Annotated in this window: 17 protein-coding genes; 11 read left to right on the top strand and 6 right to left on the bottom strand. The window is 64.6% G+C overall.

Going from position 1 to position 20,481, the window contains the following annotated elements; genetic code table 11:
- Nucleotides 1–76 precede the first annotated feature (76 nt).
- From ACSBOB_RS12480 to ACSBOB_RS12470, 3 genes are all read left to right on the top strand, one after another.
- Entirely contained in the window at nt 77–1,840 is a 1,764-nt protein-coding gene (locus tag ACSBOB_RS12480; protein ID WP_442582707.1) for an adenylate/guanylate cyclase domain-containing protein, read from the top strand.
- An 80-nt stretch (nt 1,841–1,920) separates the two neighbouring features.
- Entirely contained in the window at nt 1,921–2,667 is a 747-nt protein-coding gene (locus tag ACSBOB_RS12475; RefSeq protein ID WP_442582706.1) for an LssY C-terminal domain-containing protein, read from the top strand.
- A gap of 39 nt (nt 2,668–2,706) precedes the next feature.
- Nucleotides 2,707–4,014, top strand: coding sequence for a hemolysin family protein (locus ACSBOB_RS12470; protein ID WP_442582705.1), 1,308 nt, complete (start codon nt 2,707–2,709; stop codon nt 4,012–4,014).
- 671 nt (nt 4,015–4,685) lie between these two features.
- Here the strand turns inward: ACSBOB_RS12470 and ACSBOB_RS12465 are convergent.
- Entirely contained in the window at nt 4,686–5,291 is a 606-nt protein-coding gene (locus tag ACSBOB_RS12465) for an NADPH-dependent FMN reductase (protein ID WP_442582704.1), read from the bottom strand.
- An 86-nt stretch (nt 5,292–5,377) separates the two neighbouring features.
- On the opposite strand from ACSBOB_RS12465, the gene ACSBOB_RS12460 reads away from it, so the two are divergent.
- Nucleotides 5,378–5,797, top strand: coding sequence for a winged helix-turn-helix transcriptional regulator (locus ACSBOB_RS12460; RefSeq protein WP_442582703.1), 420 nt, complete (start codon nt 5,378–5,380; stop codon nt 5,795–5,797).
- A 167-nt stretch (nt 5,798–5,964) separates the two neighbouring features.
- Here the strand turns inward: ACSBOB_RS12460 and ACSBOB_RS12455 are convergent, their stop codons facing one another.
- A complete protein-coding gene (locus tag ACSBOB_RS12455) occupies nt 5,965–6,360 on the bottom strand; it encodes an acyl-CoA thioesterase (protein WP_442582702.1) in 396 nt (131 codons plus the stop codon).
- Nucleotides 6,361–6,529: 169 nt separating this feature from the next.
- On the opposite strand from ACSBOB_RS12455, the gene ACSBOB_RS12450 reads away from it, so the two are divergent.
- The 3 genes from ACSBOB_RS12450 (at nt 6,530) to ACSBOB_RS12440 (ending at nt 11,131) form a co-directional block, all read left to right on the top strand.
- Nucleotides 6,530–8,146: a GMC family oxidoreductase gene (locus ACSBOB_RS12450; protein WP_442582701.1), complete on the top strand. Its 1,617-nt coding sequence runs from the start codon at nt 6,530–6,532 to the stop codon at nt 8,144–8,146.
- A gap of 16 nt (nt 8,147–8,162) precedes the next feature.
- Nucleotides 8,163–9,374, top strand: a complete 1,212-nt coding sequence (locus ACSBOB_RS12445; protein ID WP_442582700.1) for a mandelate racemase/muconate lactonizing enzyme family protein — start codon at nt 8,163–8,165, stop codon at nt 9,372–9,374.
- Between the two features lie 362 nt (nt 9,375–9,736).
- Entirely contained in the window at nt 9,737–11,131 is a 1,395-nt protein-coding gene (locus tag ACSBOB_RS12440) for a hypothetical protein (protein WP_442582699.1), read from the top strand.
- A gap of 6 nt (nt 11,132–11,137) precedes the next feature.
- Here ACSBOB_RS12440 and ACSBOB_RS12435 read toward each other — a convergent pair whose 3' ends face one another.
- Together ACSBOB_RS12435 and ACSBOB_RS12430 are read right to left on the bottom strand one after the other, a co-directional pair.
- Nucleotides 11,138–12,010 (bottom strand): hypothetical protein, encoded by an 873-nt coding sequence (locus ACSBOB_RS12435; RefSeq protein ID WP_442582698.1) that lies wholly within the window; start codon nt 12,008–12,010, stop codon nt 11,138–11,140.
- A 123-nt stretch (nt 12,011–12,133) separates the two neighbouring features.
- Nucleotides 12,134–13,102, bottom strand: coding sequence for a hypothetical protein (locus ACSBOB_RS12430; protein WP_442582697.1), 969 nt, complete (start codon nt 13,100–13,102; stop codon nt 12,134–12,136).
- 237 nt (nt 13,103–13,339) lie between these two features.
- Between ACSBOB_RS12430 and uvrB the strand changes: the two genes are divergently transcribed.
- From uvrB to ACSBOB_RS12415, 3 genes are all read left to right on the top strand, one after another.
- Nucleotides 13,340–16,429 carry an excinuclease ABC subunit UvrB gene (uvrB, locus tag ACSBOB_RS12425; protein ID WP_442582696.1) on the top strand — a complete coding sequence of 1,030 codons (3,090 nt, stop codon included), beginning with the start codon at nt 13,340–13,342 and terminating at the stop codon, nt 16,427–16,429.
- A 64-nt stretch (nt 16,430–16,493) separates the two neighbouring features.
- A complete protein-coding gene (locus tag ACSBOB_RS12420) occupies nt 16,494–16,694 on the top strand; it encodes a hypothetical protein (protein ID WP_442582695.1) in 201 nt (66 codons plus the stop codon).
- A 122-nt stretch (nt 16,695–16,816) separates the two neighbouring features.
- Nucleotides 16,817–17,839: a fatty acid desaturase gene (locus ACSBOB_RS12415; protein ID WP_442582694.1), complete on the top strand. Its 1,023-nt coding sequence runs from the start codon at nt 16,817–16,819 to the stop codon at nt 17,837–17,839.
- Nucleotides 17,840–17,907: 68 nt separating this feature from the next.
- On the opposite strand, the gene ACSBOB_RS12410 is transcribed toward ACSBOB_RS12415, so the two are convergent.
- Entirely contained in the window at nt 17,908–18,156 is a 249-nt protein-coding gene (locus ACSBOB_RS12410; protein ID WP_442582693.1) for a hypothetical protein, read from the bottom strand.
- 169 nt (nt 18,157–18,325) lie between these two features.
- Nucleotides 18,326–18,979 carry a glutathione S-transferase gene (locus ACSBOB_RS12405; RefSeq protein WP_442582692.1) on the bottom strand — a complete coding sequence of 218 codons (654 nt, stop codon included), beginning with the start codon at nt 18,977–18,979 and terminating at the stop codon, nt 18,326–18,328.
- A gap of 113 nt (nt 18,980–19,092) precedes the next feature.
- Between ACSBOB_RS12405 and ACSBOB_RS12400 the strand changes: the two genes are divergently transcribed.
- Nucleotides 19,093–20,307 carry a polyhydroxyalkanoate depolymerase gene (locus tag ACSBOB_RS12400; protein ID WP_442582691.1) on the top strand — a complete coding sequence of 405 codons (1,215 nt, stop codon included), beginning with the start codon at nt 19,093–19,095 and terminating at the stop codon, nt 20,305–20,307.
- Nucleotides 20,308–20,481 lie beyond the last annotated feature (174 nt).

Raw genomic sequence — 20,481 nt, 5'->3', positions numbered from 1 at the left:
CCGGCCATCGTTGCGAATAGGCTTGGAGGCGCGCGCCGATCGATTTACAAAGCAGACCCGCAAGGCGCTCGCGCGAATGGCAGACAAACAGATCCAACGCCGGCTCGCCGCCATCCTGGCCGCCGATGTCGTCGGCTACAGCCGGCTGATGGAACGCGACGAGACGGCCACGCATACGCGGCTCACGGCGCGCTGGCGGGAGGTGCTGGATCCCCTCGTCGAACGGCATCTCGGCCGCATCTTCAAGCGGACCGGCGACGGCGTCTTCATCGAGTTCGGCAGCGCCGTCAACGCCGTCGAATGCGCCGCCGCCTTGCAGCGCGCCATGGCGTCCGCCAACGAGGGCGTTCCCGAAGGCCGCGCCATCGTGCTGCGCGTCGGCGTCAACCTCGGCGACGTCCTGGTCGAGGGCAGCGACCTGTTCGGCGACGGCGTCAACCTGGCCGCCCGCATCGAGACCTTGGCCACGCCCGGCGGCGTCGCCATCTCGGACAACGTGCACCAGTATGTGGACGGGCGGATCGGCATCGATTTCGCCGACAGCGGCCATCACGAGGTCAAGAACATCGCGAGGCCCGTGCACATCTGGAGCTGGTCGCCGGACGGGGCCGTGGTGGCCGCCCCCCTGCCATCGCTGGAACAGCCGCCGTCGCTGCCCGACCGGCCGTCGATCGCCGTGCTGCCCTTCGACAACATGTCCGGCGACCCGGAACAGGGCTATTTCGCCGACGGCATCACCGAGGACATCATCACCGACCTGTCGAAGGTCTCGGGCCTGTTCGTCATCGCCCGCAATTCGTCCTTCGCCTACAAGGGCACGAGCCCGGACGTGCGCAAGGTCAGCCGCGAGCTCGGCGTCCGCTACGTGCTTGAGGGCAGCGTGCGGCGCGCCGCCAACCGCATCCGCATCAACGCCCAGATGATCGACGGCACCACCGGGGGCCATCTCTGGGCCGAGCGCTACGACCGCCAGATCGAGGACATTTTTGAGGTGCAGGACGAGGTGACCCGGACCATCGTCACAGCCCTGAAGGTTAAGCTTACCACCAGCGAGGCGCAAAGGCGCGGGGCGCACGCCAAGGTCGATCCGGCCGCCTACGACCTCCTGGTGCGCTCGCGCCAGACGGTGCTGCAACTTTCGCCCGAGACGGCGGTCGAGGCGCGGAAAATGCTTGAGCATGTGATCGAGCTGGATCCGACGATCGCGCTCGCCTATGCGCGGCTGTCGATGATCGCCTTCGCCGACTACGCCAACCAGTGGAACGGGGCCACGTCCGAAACCCTCGACCGGGCGCTGGAACTGGCCCGCAAGGCGATCGTCACCGACGAGACCGAGCCGCAGGGCCACATCGCGCTGGCGCTGGCGCTTTCCTGGATGAAGCACCTCGACGAGGCCGAACCGGCGGCGGAGCGCGCCATCGCACTCAGCCCCAGTCTTGCCGACGCCCATACCGGCCTCGGCAACATCCGCGACTTCCAGGGCCGCCATGAAGATGCAGTGGCGCTCTACACCCGCGCCCACCGGCTCGACCCGCAATTCGACATGGCGCTGAATTTCCTCGGCCGCGCGCTCCTGGCTCTGGGACGCTACGATGAAGCTGAGGTCGCCTTCAAGCGTCGGCTTTTGCTCGCCCCGCGCTCCGACATGACGCGCTTCTATCTGGCCTGCCTCTACGGTCTGACCGGCCGGCACGACGAGGCGCGGCGTTATTGGAGCGAGGTGCTCGAAGTCAATCCGGGTTTTTCCGTCGAACACCTCAAAGGCGCCCTGCCCTACCGCGACCCGCATCAGGTCGACCGCTGGGTGGGCGGGCTGAGACAGGCTGGAATAAAGATTTGAGGCAGGCCGGATCGGCTTTGAGCCGGCTTTCGGTCGCCGCATCTCCTCGCTATTCTGTTCCGCGCACGGGGATGGGAACAATGCGCCGGAAAAAGGTTTCAGCGACGCTTTCAGCGCTGCTCGCACTCGGCATCGCCTATGGCGCCGTTGCCTATTTCGCCTTGCCCGAATTCTGGACGGTGCATGATCGCCACCTCGCCAACCGGATCAGCAATTTCCTGACCACCACGCCGCAAGGCATTCCGGGCGACCCGATCAACGTCGGTCTCATCGGCACGAAGGAAGACGTGCTGCGCGCCTTCGCCAAGGCGGGATGGAGTGCAGCCGATCCCATTACCTTGCGCAGTTCGATCGACATCGGGCTCAGCGTCGCGCTCGACCGGCCCGATGACGACGCGCCGGTCAGCACCCTGCTTTATGAGGGCAGGCGACAGGACCTGGCCTTCGAAAAGCTGGCCGGCGAAAGCGCCGACAGACGCCACCATGTCCGCTTCTGGAAGACCGCGGTGCTCGACAATGACGGCCGGCCGCTCTGGCTGGGCTCGGCGAGCTTCGACCGCGGCGTCGGCTTCAGCCACGATACCGGCCAGATCACCCATCACATCGGACCGGACGTCGACGCCGAGCGCGACAATGTGATCGCCGCGCTGCAGGCCGTGCAAGCCATCTCCTCCGTCGACGAATCGATGGGTATCGGCAAGACGACGACCGGCCGCAATGGCGGCGGCGATCCCTATTTCACCGACGGCATGATCAAGATCGGCGTGCTTGTGCCGGATACGGCAACCGCGGCTTCTTCGCCGCAAGGCAGCACAAACGTCGAGTGAGCCTTTTCGAGGGCGCCCGGCGGATGCTAAGCAGCATCCATGCTTTATGTTGAAATCGGCATCGTGGTCGTCCTCATCTGTGTGAACGGCCTTTTGGCAATGTCCGAGCTTGCAGTCGTCTCCTCGCGCCCGGCGCGGCTGAAGGCGATGATCGACCGCAACGTCAAGGGCGCCGACCGCGCGCTGAAGCTCGGCGCCAATCCAGGCAAATTCCTGTCCTCGGTGCAGATCGGCATCACGCTCGTCGGTGTCTTGTCCGGCGCCTTTTCCGGCGCGACGCTTGGCGAGCGGCTTTCCGATTCGCTGGAACTGGCTGGCGTGCCGGAGCGAATCGCCGCCTGGCTGGGCGTCGGCATCGTGGTTGCGGTGATCACCTACGCTTCGCTGATCGTCGGCGAACTGGTGCCCAAGCAGATCGCGTTGCGCAATCCCGAGGGGATCGCGTCGCGCGTCGCCCCGGCGATGTCGCTGCTCGCCATAATCGCCGCGCCGCTGGTGTTTCTGCTGGATGTTTCGGGCCGCGCGGTGCTTTGGCTGCTCGGCCAGAAGGGCCAGTCGGAAGAGAAGGTCACTGACGAGGAGATCAAGATGCTGGTCGCCGAGGCCGAGCACCACGGCACCATCGAATCGGACGAGCGGCGCATGATCGCCGGCGTCATGCGGCTCGGCGACCGCGCCGTGCGCGCCGTGATGACACCGCGCACCGACGTCGACTGGATCAACCTTGCCTGGGACGAGACGACGATCCGCAAGGCGATCACCGAGACCGAGCATTCGCGCCTGCCGGTGGCGGAAGGGTCGGTCGACGCGATGGTCGGCGTGGTGCAGACGCGCGGCGTGCTTGCGGCCATGCTTGCCGGAAACCGGCTGGACATAAAGCGGCACATCCGTTTGGCGCCGATCGTCCACGACCAGGCAGACGCACTGGACGTGCTGGCGACGCTGAAGGAATCGGAAGTGCCTGTGGCGCTGGTCCATGACGAATACGGCCACTTCGAGGGCATCGTCACGCCGGCCGATATTCTCGAGGCGATCACCGGCGTGTTCCGCTCCGACCTTGAGGCCGAGGAGGAGCCTTCGGCCGTGCAGCGCGAGGACGGTTCGTGGCTGCTCGCCGGCTACATGCCGGCTGACGAGATGCGCGATCATCTGGGCATCGACATCCCCGAAAACCGCGACTACGAGACGGTCGCCGGCTACGTGCTGTCGCAACTGCACCACCTGCCCGCGACCGGCGAATGCGTCGACGCACAGGGCTGGCGATTCGAGGTCGTCGACCTCGACGGCCGCCGCATCGACAAGGTGATCGCCTCGAAACTGCCCGGCGTGCACCGGCGCGCCGGCTAGGCCGGATTTTTTATCAAAATCAGTGATTTGTGGCGATGAAGCGAATCAAACCGGCAACGTGTTGAATCGGTTTCTCAACGCCATCATCCGGCAGCCGAGGACGTCGAGCCGGGTCTCGCCGCCCGGTGCAAGGAGCGCCCCGCTCCGAATCGATTCCGGAAAAATCCGGCATTTCGGCTTCCGGCCTTGTTTTGAACGCAGTCTGCCCCTATCTACCCGACATCGGTTGCTCCAACACCGGGTCGAATGTTCTTCGGGATACGAGGTCAAGGTTCCTCGGCGGGGCGGTTGAATTGATCCGATCGACGGTTCGCCGACCATGAATGTACCGGCGGCGTTTCGGGATACGGAAACGAGGGAAGCGGGCTTAGGCCCGCTTTTTTGTTGCCTGCGGCTCCCCCACCACTCTCTTTTTGTCTCGCCCGCCTTACGCAGGGTAAATGGACTTTGGGATAAACAGCCGTGAATTAAGGCAAATTTCACCACATGGCACCATTGTCGGAAGCCTGCGGTGATGTATTGAGTACCGTGGTGCTTCGGCACCCAGGCAACAGCCCGTCGCCCCGAAAGGGTCGGCGGGTTTTTCGTTTGTGCACGCCGCTCGAATGAAAAGGAGCGGCTGGCTGGCCGCTCCCCCTGGGCATTATGAAATCCGGCGGGACCCGCAGCGATCAGGCCGCCCTGGCTTCCAGCGCGGAAGCATCCGCGGCGCGGGCCGTCTTCAGCGCTTTCGACCACCAGGCGATGTCGGCGAGCAGGCCCTTGGCAGCCTGGTTGAGATGCTCGAAATCTTCCAGCTTCTTGCTGCCGTTCATGACCTGCGCCATGTCGGCCCAGACGATGTGAACGGCATTGCGCACCGGCGCCATCTGCAGTTCGACCGCATGCAGGCGAAGCTGCTCGATCGCCCGCGCACCGCCGACGCCGCCGTAGCCGACGAAGCCGACCGCCTTCTTGTTCCACTCGGTATAGGCGTAATCGAGCGCGTTCTTCAGCACGGCCGTCGGGCCGCGGCTATATTCGGCGGCGGTGAAGATGAAGCCGTCGAAACCCGCCACCTTCTCCTGCCAGCGCTGCGCGACCTCGCTCTTGGAGGGCACGTAGAGCGAGGACGAGACCTCGTCGAAGAAGGGAAGCGGGAAATCCCTGAGGTCGACGACTTCGATCTCGATGTCGGTGTTTTCCCGGGCGAGCTTGGCAAACCACTCGGCAGGCTTGTCGGCGAACCGGTTGGCGCGCGTCGAGCCTATCACTAAGGCGATTTTCGGTTTAGACATAGCAGGTGACCTCTTGAAATCTGGTATCTTAGGGATACCGACACTATTTAGGTTACCGGGCGGGCATGCCGCAAGGAGGCACTTTTTTGAAACCAAGGCACCTGCATCTCAGCGAGGATTGCCGCGCGGTCAGCGGCGTCCTTCAGCGCGTCGGCGACAAATGGACCGTGCTTGTGGTCACCAAGCTGGGCGGCGGCCGCATGCGCTTCAGCGAATTGCGCGGGGCGGTTGGCGGCATATCGCAGAAGATGCTGACCACGACGCTGCGCGGGCTGGAGCGCGACGGCTTCCTCGTGCGCGAGCAGTTCCCGACGATCCCGCCGCGTGTCGAATACGAGCTCACCGATCTCGGCCGCGAGTTGCTGGAACCGGTCACCGCGCTTGCCGAATGGGCGCGGCGCAATGGCGAGCGCGTCGCCCGCGCCCGCGAGCGATTCGACAAGGTGACGGGCCATGTCGAGGTGGAGTGGGAAGATAACGAGGGCAGTAGGGCAGTAGGGCAGTAGGGCAGTAGGGCAGTAGGGCAGTAGGGAGAAGCGGAGCGCTGCCACGCACGCCGGTCAATGGATCGCGGCGAGTCTGCCGCTTGTTTCCGGTGCCAAGCAGATGCCAGGATCAGATATCCCTACTGCCCTACTGCCCTACTGCCCTACTGCCCTACTGCCCTACTGCCCTACTCCGCAGGCACCGCTTTCGGCCTGCCTTCCGCATCCAGCGCCACCATGATGAAATCGGCGTCGGTTACCTTCTCCATCACATCGCTCAGATAGCGTTGCGCCCAGGCTTCGACCTTCAAGGTCATCGAGGTGCGGCCGACCCGCGTGACATGCGTATAGATGCAGAGCGTGTCGCCGATCTTCATCGGCTTGGCGAAGGACATCTCCTTGACCGCCGCCGTCACGACGCGGCCTTTGGCACGCTCCGCGGCGCGGATGCCGCAGGCAAGGTCCATCTGCGCCATCACCCAGCCGCCGAAGATATCCATGGCCGCATTGGCGTCGGACGGCATCGCCAGCGTGCGCAAGGTGAGCTCGCCCGTAGGCTCCTGCCCGTTCGCATAGTGAACCATCGCGCTCCCTCTTCTGCGGTGATGACGATTGCCTAGCCGCCGTGCGGGCAACGGTCAACGCGGTTTGCCGGTCGCTTTTCTCACAGCCGATGCCGGAAGACCCGGCTGCCGTCCGCCCGCAGTGCCGCTAAGCTGCCGGGGTAGCCGCCATCCGGATCCCGACGCTTTCATGCAGACCTACGACTTCGTCATCGTCGGCTCCGGCTCAGCGGGATGCGTGCTCGCCGAGCGCCTGTCGGCCAGCGGACGGTTCTCAGTGCTTGTGCTGGAGGCCGGCGGCTCCGACCGGCGCTTCTACGTGCAGATGCCGCTCGGCTACGGCAAGACCTTCTATGACCCGGCCGTCAACTGGAACTACAAGACGGAACCCGATCCGGGGCTGGCCGGCAATGTCGACCACTGGCCGCGCGGCAAGGTGCTAGGCGGCTCGAGTTCGATCAACGCGATGGTCTGGATCAGGGGCCATCCGGCCGACTACGATGCGTGGCGCGACCAGGGCAATCCGGGCTGGGGTTTTGAAGACCTGCTGCCCGCCTTCAAGGCGATCGAGGACAACGAGGCCGGCGCCAGCCGGCTGCGTGGCAAGGGCGGCCCGGTGCATGTCACCGACTGCACGAAGCTGGTGCATCCGCTCACCGGCCGCTATCTCGAGGCCGCCGGACAGGCCGGGCTTTCCCTGAATCCGGATTTCAACGGCGAGACCCAGGAAGGCGTCGGCGTCTATCAGATATCGACACGCGACGGACGCCGCATGTCGGCGGCGCGCGCTTTTTTGCGCCCGGCGATGAAGCGGAAGAATGTTCGCGTAGAAACCAACGCGCTGGCGACCAGGATTATTTTCGAGGGCAAACGCGCCGTCGGCATCGAATACGAACAGAACGGCGCAAGCCAGACGGTCCGCGCCGGCCGCGAAGTGATCCTGTCGGCCGGCTCGATCAACTCGCCGCAGCTTTTGCAATTGTCGGGCGTCGGCCCGGCAAACCACCTGAAGAACTTGGGCATCGACATCGTGCACGCCAACGAGAATATCGGGCGCAATCTCGAGGACCATGTCGGCATCAACTACACGTTCGAGGGACGCGAGGCGACGCTGAACCAGACGCTGCGGCCCTGGTGGGGCAAGCTCCTGGTCGGCATGCAATATCTGCTGCTGCGCACCGGGCCGCTGTCGCTGTCGATGAATGCCGGCGGCGGCTTCTTCCGCACCGACCCGGCGCTGCCCCGCCCCAACATGCAGCTCTACTTCCAGGCATTCTCCACGGTGAAGACGAAGGCGGGCGAGCGCCCGATCCTGACGCCGGACAACTGGCCGGGCTTTTCGATCGGCCTCTCCAACTGCCGCCCGACCAGCCGCGGGGAGATCATGATCCGCTCGAACAACCCGCGCGATTATCCAAAGATCGTCGCCAACGCCTATTCGACCGACGAGGACGTCGCCGAGATGCTGGCGGCGGTGAAGTTCGTGCGAAAAATTGCTGCGCAACCGGCCATGGCCGACCTTATCGTCAGAGAAGTCATGCCCGGCCCGTCGATCACGTCCGACGAGGACCTGATCCTGGATTTCCGAAAACGTTCCGGCACGGTCTACCATCCCGTCTCCACCTGCCGCATGGGGCCGGACCCCGCGACATCGGTGGTCGACCCGAGGCTGAAGGTGCATGGGCTGGACGGACTGCGCGTGATCGACGCATCGATCTTTCCCGACAATATTTCCGGCAACACCAACGCGCCCTCGATCATGACCGGCTGGAAAGGCGCGGAACTGGTGCTGGCGGATCACATATGACGGCTGAGGGCATCCGATGAAGATCACCGACGTAAAGACCTGGGTCGTGGGCAATCCGCCGCCGGGCATCGGCGGGCGCTATTTCATCTTCGTCAGGCTGACCACCGATTCCAATGTCGTCGGCTATGGCGAAGCCTACAGCGCCACCTTCGGCCCGCATGTCACAGCCCGCATGATCGAGGATCTGGCCGGCCGCTACCTCGTCGGCCGCGACCCGCACGATATCGAGACCTTCTTCCGCCGGGCGTATTCCTCCGGCTTCTCGCAGCGCCCGGACATTTCGGTCATGGGCTGCGTCTCGGCGCTGGAGATCGCCTGCTGGGACATCATCGGTAAGGAGGCGAACAAGCCGGTCTACAAGCTGCTCGGCGGACAGGTGCACGAGACTTTGCGCACCTACACCTATCTCTATCCGAATTCGGGCAGCGTCGTTCCGGTGGAGGCCGGGCCGGTCAACGTCTATAACGATCCCGACCTCGCCGCCGCCTGCGCGCTGGAATATGTGCGCCAGGGTTTTAATGCAGTGAAGCTCGACCCGGCAGGCCCCTATACGGTCTATGACGGCCACCAGCCACGCCTCTATGACATCGACCTGTCGGCCCGCATGGTGAAGGCGATCCGCGAGGCGGTCGGCACCAGGGCGGACATTCTGTTCGGCACGCACGGCCAGTTCACCGCCTCCGGCGCACTGCGCATGGCGCGCGCCATCGAGCCCTACGATCCGCTGTGGTTCGAGGAGCCCGTGCCGCCGGATATGCCCGAGGTCATGGCCGAGGTGGCGCGAGGCACGTCGATTCCGATCGCCACGGGCGAGCGGCTGACCACCAAATTCGAGTTCGCCCGCGTCATCGAGAACCGTGCCGCCACGATCCTGCAGCCCGACCTCGGCCGCTCCGGCGGCATATTGGAGACCAAGAAGATCGCCGCCATGGCCGAGGCCTACCACATCCAGATCGCGCCGCACTGCTATTGCGGGCCGATCGTCGGGGCGGCCAACATCCAGTTGGCGGCGACGCTGCCGAACTTCCTGATCCTCGAATCCCTGAAGCAGTGGGACGGTTTCCACGAGACGCTGCTGAAGAAGAAGATCGAGTGGCAGGACGGCCGCGTCATCCCGTCGAAGGAGCCCGGCATCGGCGTCGAACTCGACGAGGCGGTATGCGACGCGCATCCCTATGACGGCGCTTTGCTACATCTCGAAATGACGCAGGACGCGCTCTTTCCGTAGGCAAGGCGGTCGCCATCTCATCCGTCCCGCAGCGACCGCGCCGACAGCCGGCGCGGATTATCCAGCCGCATCAACGATGTAGCGAGGATCGGCGAGCCCGCGCCGCCGATTATCGGGATTTCTATGTTTTTCAGTATAGATTGAGTACAATTTCGATGATCATTCGACATAGATCAGAAAATATATTGCCAAAACAAGACTAGCGTATTGCACGGGCAAACCCCTGCAAATGGCCGTTTACTATACCAAAACCTCCTCCCAAAGGGGCTATTCCCAAGCGCATCAAACAGGATATGCTTACTTAACGATGTGTAAATGATCGCCCGCGCGTTCGAGTGACATAGTATCAGGGAGAAGTAGCCATGAATCTCGCAAACATCCTCACCCGGCGGGATCCGTTGAAGCGGGCGTTCGTGACGCTTGAGGACGGCATGTCGGACGTCCTGAACGAGAAATTGATCATGCCTCTCAACGAGATCGACGACACACCGCCGATCGACATGCAGGATAGTCTTGAGCCGATGGAAGATCAGGGCAGCCTGGCGTTGATCGAACAGCCGGCGGCCGACCAGGGCGATCGCGTCACGGCGCATACGCAAGGCCGCCTCGCCGGCTACTCCGCCTTCGAGGAGGCGCGAGCCCGCGCCCAGGACGACCTGAACCGCATCGGCGAGGCGCTGGCGAGCATCATGGCTTCGCAGCACATGAGCCGCGACTTCCTCGACGACTGCTACGCCGACATCCACCGCGCCAACGACCTGGAAAACGGCAACGCCGCCTATGCCGCCGAGAACCGGCGCCTGCTGGATCGCGTCGACAAGCTGGAGCGGCTGCGCGCCCGCTACGACCAGCTCGTCGACGTGCTGAAGCGGCGCGAGGCGAAATTGCTCGACGAGGCCGAGACTACGCGCGAGACGATCGGCAGCCTGCGGCTCGATGTCGTCGAGGCGCGAAACACCATCGTCCGCTGCGAGTCGATGTATGGCGAACTCCAGACCATCCACGCTGCGCGCACCAACGAGGCCGAGCGCTATATGCGCGAATCCGAGATGCTGCGCGAGAAGAATGTCGGCCTCTCGGTCGAGCTCGACCTCGCCCAGAAGAAACAGGCCGAATCCCGCCGCCGGGTCGAGGAGCTTTCGGCCATGCACGCCAGCGACTCGGCGCGCCTCGCGGAGATCATGTCGCGGCTCGTCGCCGAAGAGGCCGACGGCACCCGGCTGCAGAAGCTGAACGACGCGCTCGAGGCGAAGCTGATCGAGGCGAACGAGAACACCACCCGTCTCGCGGCGGAGCTGACGGAGCGCGACAAGCGTTTCCAGAGCGAGAACCAGGCGCTGCGCAGCGAGTTGCAGACCCTCAACGCCCGCCTGCAAGTCGCCGCCAACGAGCAGCGCGACGCCGTCTCCGACCTGACGACGCTGCGCTCCAAGATGAACGACATGGAAGCCGACCGCCACGTGCTGGAAAAGCGGCTGGCCGCGGCCAATATCGAACTCGACAACGAACGCCGGATACAAGCCCAGGCGGCAGCCGAGGAGGCTTCGGGCGCGGACCAGGGCCGCAGCCAGACGGAGCATATGCGCGAGCAGATCGCCGAACTGCAAGCGACCGTCGCGCAGCTGAAGCAATATGAAAGCCTCTACACCGCCGCCAAATCGCGCAAAGGCAAGATGGAAGCCGCCAACGGCTTTACACCCGACGGCGGCAAGGCCGGCGCGGAACTGGTCCAGATGAAGCAGGCAGGGCGCGCCTGATACCGATCAGGGGACGCGGACGTGTCCGGGCTGCCCCCTGTCGGTAACCAGCAGCAGCAGCGATCCGATCGCGACCACCGCGAAGCCGCCGGTGTAGAGCGGCGGCACCAGCAGGGCGGCGGCCATGTTCATCAGGCAGGCCGCGACGACGCCCGCGCCATAGGCGGCGGCGAACACCAGCGACAGCCGCGCCCGCCCGGCATCGTTGCGCGACAGCAGAAACGCCAACGCGATCGTGACCAGCATCGCGGCGATGAGACGCGACGACAGCGGGTCCTTCGGCCAGTTGAAGACCAGCGGATAGTTTGTGGTGGGCGCGCCGAACAAGGCGATGCCCCACAGGCCCAATACGATACCTGCAATGAGCAGCCACGCCGAAACCGCAGCGCACGGCGCAGTGGCATTGGCTGCATGCGCAGGCCGCGCCAGGGTCGCCAGCGAGCCCGCCGACAGGACCACCACGACCGCGAAGAAGCCGTAGGTGACCGGCGCTGCAAAATCGAAGCGGTCGAGATGCAGCAGCACCGCGGCGAGCGCCAGCGGCACGAGATAGACGACGATCAGCGTCAAATAGAGCCGCGTGCGCGCCTCGCTCGGCCGCTCCAGCACGACGATTCCGGCCAAGCCGAAGGCGAAGGCGGCGGCCGCCAGCATGCGCGAGGCGACCGGCGGCAGATCCCAGGCGAAACTCGGCGTCAGGTCCAGCCACCAAAATGGTGCGCCGAGAATGCCGCCGATCGCCGTCGACACCAGCACGAACCGTGCGACCGTTCCCGAACCCGTGGGGCCGAGATCGGCGTGGCCCCATCGGCGGAAGCCGGCCGCGAGACAGGCAAGCAGCAGGACGACCGCGATTGCGAACAGGCCGACATCCGACATTCGATCATTCCCCCTACGGTTTTTCCCGTCGATACCATCGACACCGGATACGCTCAGGTTCCGGCCTCGCCTGCAAATTCCACGGATGCCCGATGCGGGAAGATCGCGCCCGCATCGGCCCTGCTAGGACGCCTCGCCGCCGCTGCCGACCTTGCGCACCAGCGCCGCCGTGGCGATCAGCGAGGCCATGTCGGCTATGATCGGCTCGACATGCGTCTTGTAGTCGAGCGGCACGGAGGCTGGCGGCAGCTCGAAGAAATCCTTCGGCGTCGGCAGGAGAAGAAAACCGTCGCCGCCGCGCAGCGCCACCCGCGCCGGCTCGCCCGGCCAGGCCTCGGCCAGCCATTGCAACGCCTGCGCCAGCCGTCCGCGCACCAGCGGCTGCGCCGCCTCGCCATTGTCGGTGCGGAAGTCGTATTTCTCGTAGATCGCCGGGATGCCGCTCTCGACCTGATCCACCGACGCCCCGAACAGGCCGCGGAAAAACGACACGACATGATCCGTCTTGCGCGTGGCGACCAGCAGCCCCGGAAAGGGCTGTTCCATCTCGAAGGCCATGACGATGCCCTTGAACATCGTGGTTTCGGTCTTGCCGACCTTGTCCTTGAAGGTCGCCTCGTAGAGCTCGAAACTGAAGCCGCCATAGGTGCCGGCCACCACGTCGTCGTAAACCGCGTGATCGTAGTCGCCCACGGTCTCGGGCGGCAGCCGGTCAGACGATTCCGGGCGCACGCCCTTGCCATAGCGTAGATTGCCGATGAAGCCGAAGATGATCGGCAGCAGCTTCGAACGAAACGAGCGCTGCAGCTCGAACACCGGTTTACGCGCCCGCCAATAGAGCACCAGGGCGAGGATGACGCCGACCACGTAGAGGAAGACGTGTGGCGTCGAGGTCCATTGCTCGAATGGGTCGGCGACCCGATTGAAGGCAAGCGCCAGCAGCCAGACGGCGGCCGCCAGCAAAACGAGAAAAAGCGGAACGCGCCACATGACCTTGCGCCGCGCCCGGACGCGCTCCTGCTCGTAACGGGCGATGTCCTGCCTGATCGAGGCGATGACTTTTTCGTCCGGCAGGAATTCCTGTGCGTCCATGACCGATCCCCCGTCGCTGGCTCGCATCTTTTGGCGATCGGGCCGGGCTTTGCAAGCGGCGAGACATAGCCCGATCACGGCAAGCGGGTAGACACGCGGCAAGCCGCTGCGATTGCCCGCGGCCTCGAGATCATGGCAGCGACTTGCTGACAGCCTGTTGTCAGGATTGGAAAGCCCCGCCGCACGCCTGCGATCGCCGCCCTTCCCATTTGCAAGGACTCCGCCCATATTCCGGTCATGGCCAGATCACCCGACAAAAAGCCGCCGGCGGCGAAGGACGGCGGTTACCGCAAGCGCGGCAACCCGCTGACCGACTATCACGACGCTTCCGAGCCCCTGCATCGCGGCGGTTTTGAGGAAGCGCCGCAGGCGGAGTTTTCCGGGACGCCGTTGAGCGGCTCGGTTTCCGAATGGGCCGAACAGATTTCGAGGGAAGCGGAGCGCGACGGGCGATCACCTTCGAAGGCCGATGCCAAAGCGCCCAAGAAAATCCCCGAACGCTCTTCCGCTCCGACCAAGACGGCGCGCGGCACCTCGATGGGCGGCGCGGCGAGCGCGCGCGAGCGCACGGCGGCCGGCCTCAATCCGATCCCCGGCCTCGACATCAGCCTGGAAGACGCCGAGGCGCTGCCGACATCCGGCGTGACCGCTACGGTGGAAGCACTGTCGGCGTTGATCGAGAGCGGCAACCCGCTGCACAAGAACGGCCAGATCTGGACGCCGCATCGCCCTGCCCGCCCCGACAAATCGGAAGGCGGCATAGCGATCAAGATGGTCTCGGATTTCGAGCCCGCCGGCGACCAGCCGACCGCGATCAAGGACCTCGTCGAAGGCGTCGACAATGCCGATCGCACCCAGGTGCTGCTCGGCGTCACCGGCTCCGGCAAGACGTTCACCATGGCCAAGGTGATCGAGGAGACGCAGCGCCCGGCGCTCATCCTTGCACCCAACAAGACGCTGGCCGCGCAGCTCTATTCCGAATTCAAGAAATTCTTCCCCGAGAACGCGGTCGAGTATTTCGTCTCCTATTACGACTATTACCAGCCAGAGGCCTACGTCCCGCGCACCGACACCTTCATCGAGAAGGAATCGTCGATCAACGAGCAGATCGACCGTATGCGCCATTCGGCGACGCGCTCGCTGCTGGAGCGCGACGACGTCATCATCGTCGCCTCGGTGTCCTGCATCTACGGTATCGGCTCGGTCGAGACCTATACGGCAATGACCTTCCAGATGACGGTCGGCGACCGCATCGACCAGCGCCAGCTTCTCGCTGATCTCGTCGCCCAGCAATACAAGCGCCAGGACATCAATTTCGTTCGCGGCTCCTTCCGGGTGCGCGGCGACACGATCGAACTGTTTCCCGCCCACCTTGAGGACCGCGCCTGGCGCGTCACGCTGTTCGGCGACGAGATCGAGTCGATCACCGAGTTCGACCCGCTGACCGGCAGCAAGACGGGCGACCTGAAGAGCGTGAAGATCTACGCCAACTCGCATTACGTCACGCCGCGGCCGACGTTGAATCAAGCCATCAAGTCCATCAAGGAAGAGCTTCAGCATCGCCTGCAAGAGCTTGAAAAGGCTGGGCGCTTGTTGGAGGCACAGCGGCTCGAGCAGCGCTGCCGTTTCGACCTCGAGATGCTGGAGGCGACCGGCTCCTGCGCCGGCATCGAGAATTATTCGCGCTACCTGACCGGCCGTATGCCCGGCGACCCGCCGCCGACCCTGTTCGAATATGTGCCGGACAACGCGCTGATCTTCATCGACGAGAGCCATGTGACCGTGCCGCAGATCGGCGGCATGTATCGCGGCGACTTCCGGCGCAAGGCGACGCTGGCCGAGTATGGATTCCGCCTGCCGTCCTGCATGGACAACCGGCCGCTGCGCTTCGAGGAGTGGGACGCCATGCGCCCGCTCTCCGTCGCCGTCTCGGCGACGCCTGGCGGCTGGGAGATGGAACAGGCCGGCGGCGTCTTCGCCGAACAGGTCATCCGGCCGACCGGCCTGATCGACCCGCCGGTCGAAGTGCGCCCGGCCAAGACGCAGGTCGACGACGTGGTCGGCGAGATTCAGGAGACCACGCGCAAAGGCTATCGCACGCTGGTCACGGTGCTGACCAAGCGCATGGCGGAAGACCTGACAGAATATCTGCACGAGCGCGGCGTGCGCGTCCGCTACATGCACTCCGACATCGACACGCTGGAGCGCATCGAGATCCTGCGCGATTTGCGCCTCGGGGCGTTCGACGTGCTGGTCGGCATCAACCTGCTGCGCGAGGGCCTCGACATTCCCGAATGCGGCTTCGTCGCGATTCTGGACGCCGACAAGGAAGGTTTCCTCCGCTCCGAGACGTCTCTGATCCAGACCATCGGCCGCGCGGCGCGCAACGTCGACGGCAAGGTCATTCTCTATGCCGACAATATCACCGGCTCGATGGAGCGGGCGATGGCCGAGACCAACCGCCGCCGCGAGAAGCAGATGGCCTGGAACGAGGCCAACGGCATCACGCCGGAGAGCGTCAAGTCGCGCATCTCGGACATTCTCGACTCGGTCTACGAGAAGGACCATGTCCGCGCCGACATCTCGCAGTTCACCGACGGCGCCGGTGCAATGATGGGCAACAATCTCAAGACCCATCTGGAGGCGCTGGAAAAAGAGATGCGCAACGCCGCCGCCGACCTGGACTTCGAAAGCGCGGCCCGCCTGCGCGACGAGATCAAGCGGCTGCGCGAGATGGAACTCTCGATCTCCGACGACCCGCTGGCGAAATACGCGGATACGATAAGCCCGGTCTCCGGCCGCGAGAAGGGCAAGCACAACAAGGGCGTCGCAAAACACCGCACGGTCGAGGAGCAGGAGCGGTTCCGCAAACTCGATGCGGCCCGCGCCGCGGAAGCGGCGGAAAAGGCCGCGCGTCCGAACCTGTTCACGAAGCCATCACTGGACGAAATGGGCCGTGCCGGCGACTACGCCGTGCCGGCCGGCCGCGAGCGGCAGGGCAAGCCGCTGTTCGCAAAACCCTCGCTCGACGACATGGGTCCCGGCACCGACATGCCGACGCCGGCCGGCGCCGTCTCTCGCTCGCTGTTCAAGAAGCAGAGCGCGAGCGAAGCGCATGGCGCCGACTACGGCACGCCGGACGATGCCGGAAAATCGCTGTTCCGCAAAAACTCGCTGGACGAGATGACGGTGCGCCGGACGGAGAAGCCTGTGGACGGCGCCAAGCCGATCAAGCGCGAGAAAGTCGGCATCGGTTCGTATGAGGACCCCACCGAGGAACGTGCACGCGGAAAACGGTCGAAGAAGAGCGGGCGGCCTGGGCGGTAACGTCGCTCAGCCACATAGCGGGATGACGATCTTGCTTGCGGACAAAGCAATGGTATCTTGAAGCATGACCAAGCTCGAGCAGATTGAAAACTCGGTGTCAGCCCTCTCGGACGAGGAGTTGAAAGCCTTCGCCGAGTGGTCCGCTGAACTGCAGTGGCAGCGTTGGGATCGACAATTCGAGGCCGATGTGAAAGCGGGACGGCTGGAAGGGTTCGCTGAAGAAGCACGCGCCGATACTCGCGCAGGTCGAACGTCGCAGCTTTGAGATACTACGCCGTACCCGAACTTGGTGCTCGGCCAACCCAAACAAAATGAATTGACCGCCTTCGCGCCGATTGATTGCCGGCCGTCCTTGCGCCGCTGTCATCATCCTGACATTAGTCGCCGATGCAGTCAGCCGCCACCATGCCGAAGACCGACCATGCGAAAGCGTGGCCTAAGATCCTGTCGGCCTACGCAAAGCCGCACCGGGGCCGCAGCGCCTTCGAACTGACGGTCACCCTCCTGCCCTTCTGCGGCCTGTGGGCGCTTTCCTGGGCTGCCGTGCATTACGGTTGGTGGATCGGCCTCGCACTGACCATTCCGGCCGCCGGCTTCCTGCTGCGGCTGTTCATGATCCAGCACGATTGCGGCCATCGCTCCTTCTTCGCCCACCGTCACGGCGACGACTGGACCGGCCGGGCGATCGGCGTCCTGACGCTGACGCCCTATGATTACTGGCGCCGCGCCCACGCCGAGCATCACGCCTCCGCCGGCAATCTCGACCGCCGCGGCGTCGGTGACATCACCACGCTGACCATCGCCGAGTACCGGGCGCTGTCCTGGTGGGGCCGTTTCGGATACAGGCTCTACCGCAATCCGCTGATCATGTTCGGCGTCGGCCCGATCTGGCTGTTCCTGCTCAAGCAGCGGCTGCCGGTGGGCATGATGCGCGTCGGCGCCGAGCCGTGGGTGTCGACCATGGCCACCAACGCCGCCATCGCCGTCATCGCCGGCGGGCTGATCTGGCTGATCGGGCCGTGGTCGTTCCTGGCCGTGCACATACCGATCGTCATCCTGGCGGGTGCCGCCGGCATCTGGCTGTTCTATGTCCAGCACCAGTTCGAGGACACGCATTGGGACCACGATGCCGACTGGAAATTCCAGGACGCGGCGCTGCACGGCTCGTCCTATTACCATCTGCCCGGCGTACTGCGCTGGCTCACCGGCAACATCGGCGTCCACCACGTCCATCATTTGTCCAGCCGCGTTCCCTATTACCGCCTGCCGGAAGTGCTGCGCGATCATCCAGAGCTCCGCCAGATCGGCCGCATCACGCCGCTGCACAGCCTGCAATGCGTGAAACTGGTCCTGTGGTGCGAAACCCGCCGCAAGCTGGTCTCCTTCCGCGAGGCGCGAAGCTTCGCGTAGCGGACGGCGACATAGCTTTCCCTTAAACGGCCTTCCCGCCGGACGGCTCGCGCCATCGTGGCGCGGCGTCAGGCGCCGACAGCATCCAGCCCGGCGTTGACGAGGTTGAGCGGCAGCCGCCGCCCATCGCGCCAGGTGGACTTGATACCCCGGGCAATGCGCGAACGGCGCTCGTCCAGAATCGCATCCAGGCCAAGTTCGGCGCAGACTGCATCGATGGCGCGTTCGATTTCGGCGCGTTCCATTGGATCGAAGACCACCTCGCACCGAATCTCGTCGGCGGCGGAGCCTTTCGGCATAGTCGGATAGCGGGTCATTGCCGGGCCTCCTTACCTGTGCGGCACCACGTTTCCTCCCGACAGCTCTCCGACTGCCTTCCCTATAGGGAACCCTGTGATTCGGGATTCTGAAAGGCCCAGGAAATCACTTTTTATTGATTGAGGAAATTTTTCGTGAACTGCAGGCGTGGCAGGAAGCTGTCCGGCCTTAGAATTCAACCTCGAGTTCGACGATCTCGTCCGGTTCTGCCAGCGCCCCTTCGGTCCACTCGCGCATCAGCGACCATTCGAAGATCGTCTCGCAATAGGCGGACAGCGCCGGGTCGAGATCGACCGCATAGGTGCGGAAGCGGCTGCAGACAGGCGCATACATGGCGTCCGCCACCGAAAGTGCGCCGAACAGATACGGCCCGCCATAGGTGGCGAGGCACTCGCTCCAGATCGTCTTGATCCGCTCCACATCGGGTCGCGCGCCGGAAAAAATCTTGAACGCCTTGTGCCGCGCCTTGAGGTTCATCGGCAACGCCGAGCGCAGATTGTGGAAACCCGAATGCATCTCGCCCGAGACGGCGCGGCAATGGGCGCGGGCCACGCGGTCGGCCGGCAGCAGCCCGGCGTCGGGCGCGATCTCGGCCAGATATTCCGCGATCGCCAACGTATCCCACACCGTCACGTCGCCATGCGTCAGACGCGGCACCAGCACCGACGGCGACAGCAGCAGCAGTTCCTGCCGCGCCTCCAGGTCTTCGAGGTCGACCCGCTTCTCCTCGAAGGCGAGGCCGGCCATGCGGCAGAGCAGCCAGCCGCGCAGCGACCAGGAGGAATAATTTTTCGACGAGATGGTGAGCGTCCCTTCTGTCATGTCTTGCCTGCCGATGCGGTCGGTGGATGCGTTCCACAATCCTCTCGCAATGCAGCAGGATTTGCACTAGCTTTTTTGCACTGCAACAGAGCCTCCGGCAGGAAGGGGCAAAAATGCTCTACCAGACCTACCAGATGCAGGACGATCTGATCGCCCCGATCCGGTCGCTGGCCAATGCCGTGCGGTCCCTCGCCGGCCCGGGCTTCCTGAGCTTCGGCAGCGGGCTGGGCGGGCGCTTCGCGGCGGCGATGGAGATGATCTCCAGATACCAGCTGACCCATACGCGGCCCGATTTCGCCATTTCGACGGTCCGCGTCGGCAATCGCGACGTGCCGGTGACGGTGGAGACCGCGCTCGACATGCCTTTCGGAAAACTGCTGCATTTTTCCAAGGACGTCGACACACCGCAGCCGCGCATCCTGGTGGTGGCGCCGCTGTCGGGCCACTTCGCCACGCTGCTGCGCGGCACGGTCGAGACGCTGCTGCGCGACCACGACGTTTTCATCACCGACTGGGCCAACGCCCGCGACGTGCCGGTCGAGGCCGGAAGTTTCGGCGTCGAGGACTATATCGACTACATCATTCGATTCCTGGAGGAGATCGGGCCGGGCGGCCATATCCTCGCCGTCTGCCAGCCCTGCGTGCAGGCGCTGGCCGCCGTCGCCATCATGTCGGAGGACAAGCACCCCGCGACGCCGCTGTCGATGACGCTGATGGCCGGGCCGATCGACCCGCGCGAGAGCCCGACCGAGGTCAATGAATTCGCGGTGGCGAAATCGCTCGCCTGGTTCCAGCGCTCGGTGATCGCCCGCGTGCCGGGTCGCTATGCCGGCGGCGGGCGGCGGGTCTATCCGGGGTTCCTGCAACTCACCGCCTTCGTGGCGATGAACATCGACCGCCACCGCACCGCGCACAAGAAGCTTTTCGAACATCTGGCCAAGGGCGAGACAGCCGAAGCCGACAAGATAAAAACTTTTTACGACGAGTATTTCGCGGTGCTGGACCTGACGGAAGAGTTCTACATCGAGACCATCGACCGCATCTTCCACAAGGCCGAACTCGCAACCGGCGACTTCACCTATCGCGGCCGCAAGGTCGATCCGGGCGCCATCCGCCGCACCGCGCTGCTGACCGTCGAGGGAGGACGCGACGATATCTGCGCGCTCGGCCAGACCTCCGCCGCGCACGACCTCTGCCGCACGCTGCGCCCGCATCTGAAGCGCCACCATCTGCAAGCCAATGTCGGCCACTACGGCGTGTTCAACGGCAAGCGCTGGGAACGCGAGATCTATCCGGTGGTGCGCAACATGATTCTGGCGATGGAGTGACCAACCCTCCCCCTTGAGGGTAGGGTCGGCGAGCATTCGGAGCGAAGCGGAGATCGCGAGACGGGGTGGGGTCGCCTCAGGATGGAGCACGGCCGCGGCGACCCCACCCCGCGTCGCAAAACCGCTCGTGCCGAGCGGATTGCTTCGCGACCCTCCCCTCAAGGGGGAGGGTTA

Origin of the sequence: Mesorhizobium sp. KACC 23794, from assembly GCF_052180275.1 — a bacterium.
Classification (GTDB): Bacteria; Pseudomonadota; Alphaproteobacteria; order Rhizobiales; family Rhizobiaceae; genus Kumtagia.
The sequence above is the reverse complement of the archived record's forward strand: the minus strand, read 5'-3'. Positions and strand labels throughout refer to the sequence as shown.

Bases quoted from the DNA above. Each gene is read 5' to 3' on its own strand.
- uvrB (WP_442582696.1), top strand. From the start codon at position 13,340: ATGGCCAGATCACCCGACAAAAAGCCGCCGGCGGCGAAGGACGGCGGT.
- ACSBOB_RS12410 (WP_442582693.1), bottom strand. From the start codon at position 18,156: ATGACCCGCTATCCGACTATGCCGAAAGGCTCCGCCGCCGACGAGATT.
- ACSBOB_RS12450 (WP_442582701.1), top strand. From the start codon at position 6,530: ATGCAGACCTACGACTTCGTCATCGTCGGCTCCGGCTCAGCGGGATGC.
- ACSBOB_RS12415 (WP_442582694.1), top strand. From the start codon at position 16,817: ATGCAGTCAGCCGCCACCATGCCGAAGACCGACCATGCGAAAGCGTGG.
- ACSBOB_RS12440 (WP_442582699.1), top strand. From the start codon at position 9,737: ATGAATCTCGCAAACATCCTCACCCGGCGGGATCCGTTGAAGCGGGCG.
- ACSBOB_RS12480 (WP_442582707.1), top strand. From the start codon at position 77: ATGGCAGACAAACAGATCCAACGCCGGCTCGCCGCCATCCTGGCCGCC.
- ACSBOB_RS12470 (WP_442582705.1), top strand. From the start codon at position 2,707: ATGCTTTATGTTGAAATCGGCATCGTGGTCGTCCTCATCTGTGTGAAC.
- ACSBOB_RS12420 (WP_442582695.1), top strand. From the start codon at position 16,494: ATGACCAAGCTCGAGCAGATTGAAAACTCGGTGTCAGCCCTCTCGGAC.
- ACSBOB_RS12405 (WP_442582692.1), bottom strand. From the start codon at position 18,979: ATGACAGAAGGGACGCTCACCATCTCGTCGAAAAATTATTCCTCCTGG.
- ACSBOB_RS12475 (WP_442582706.1), top strand. From the start codon at position 1,921: ATGCGCCGGAAAAAGGTTTCAGCGACGCTTTCAGCGCTGCTCGCACTC.
- ACSBOB_RS12455 (WP_442582702.1), bottom strand. From the start codon at position 6,360: ATGGTTCACTATGCGAACGGGCAGGAGCCTACGGGCGAGCTCACCTTG.
- ACSBOB_RS12445 (WP_442582700.1), top strand. From the start codon at position 8,163: ATGAAGATCACCGACGTAAAGACCTGGGTCGTGGGCAATCCGCCGCCG.
- ACSBOB_RS12400 (WP_442582691.1), top strand. From the start codon at position 19,093: ATGCTCTACCAGACCTACCAGATGCAGGACGATCTGATCGCCCCGATC.
- ACSBOB_RS12465 (WP_442582704.1), bottom strand. From the start codon at position 5,291: ATGTCTAAACCGAAAATCGCCTTAGTGATAGGCTCGACGCGCGCCAAC.
- ACSBOB_RS12430 (WP_442582697.1), bottom strand. From the start codon at position 13,102: ATGGACGCACAGGAATTCCTGCCGGACGAAAAAGTCATCGCCTCGATC.
- ACSBOB_RS12435 (WP_442582698.1), bottom strand. From the start codon at position 12,010: ATGTCGGATGTCGGCCTGTTCGCAATCGCGGTCGTCCTGCTGCTTGCC.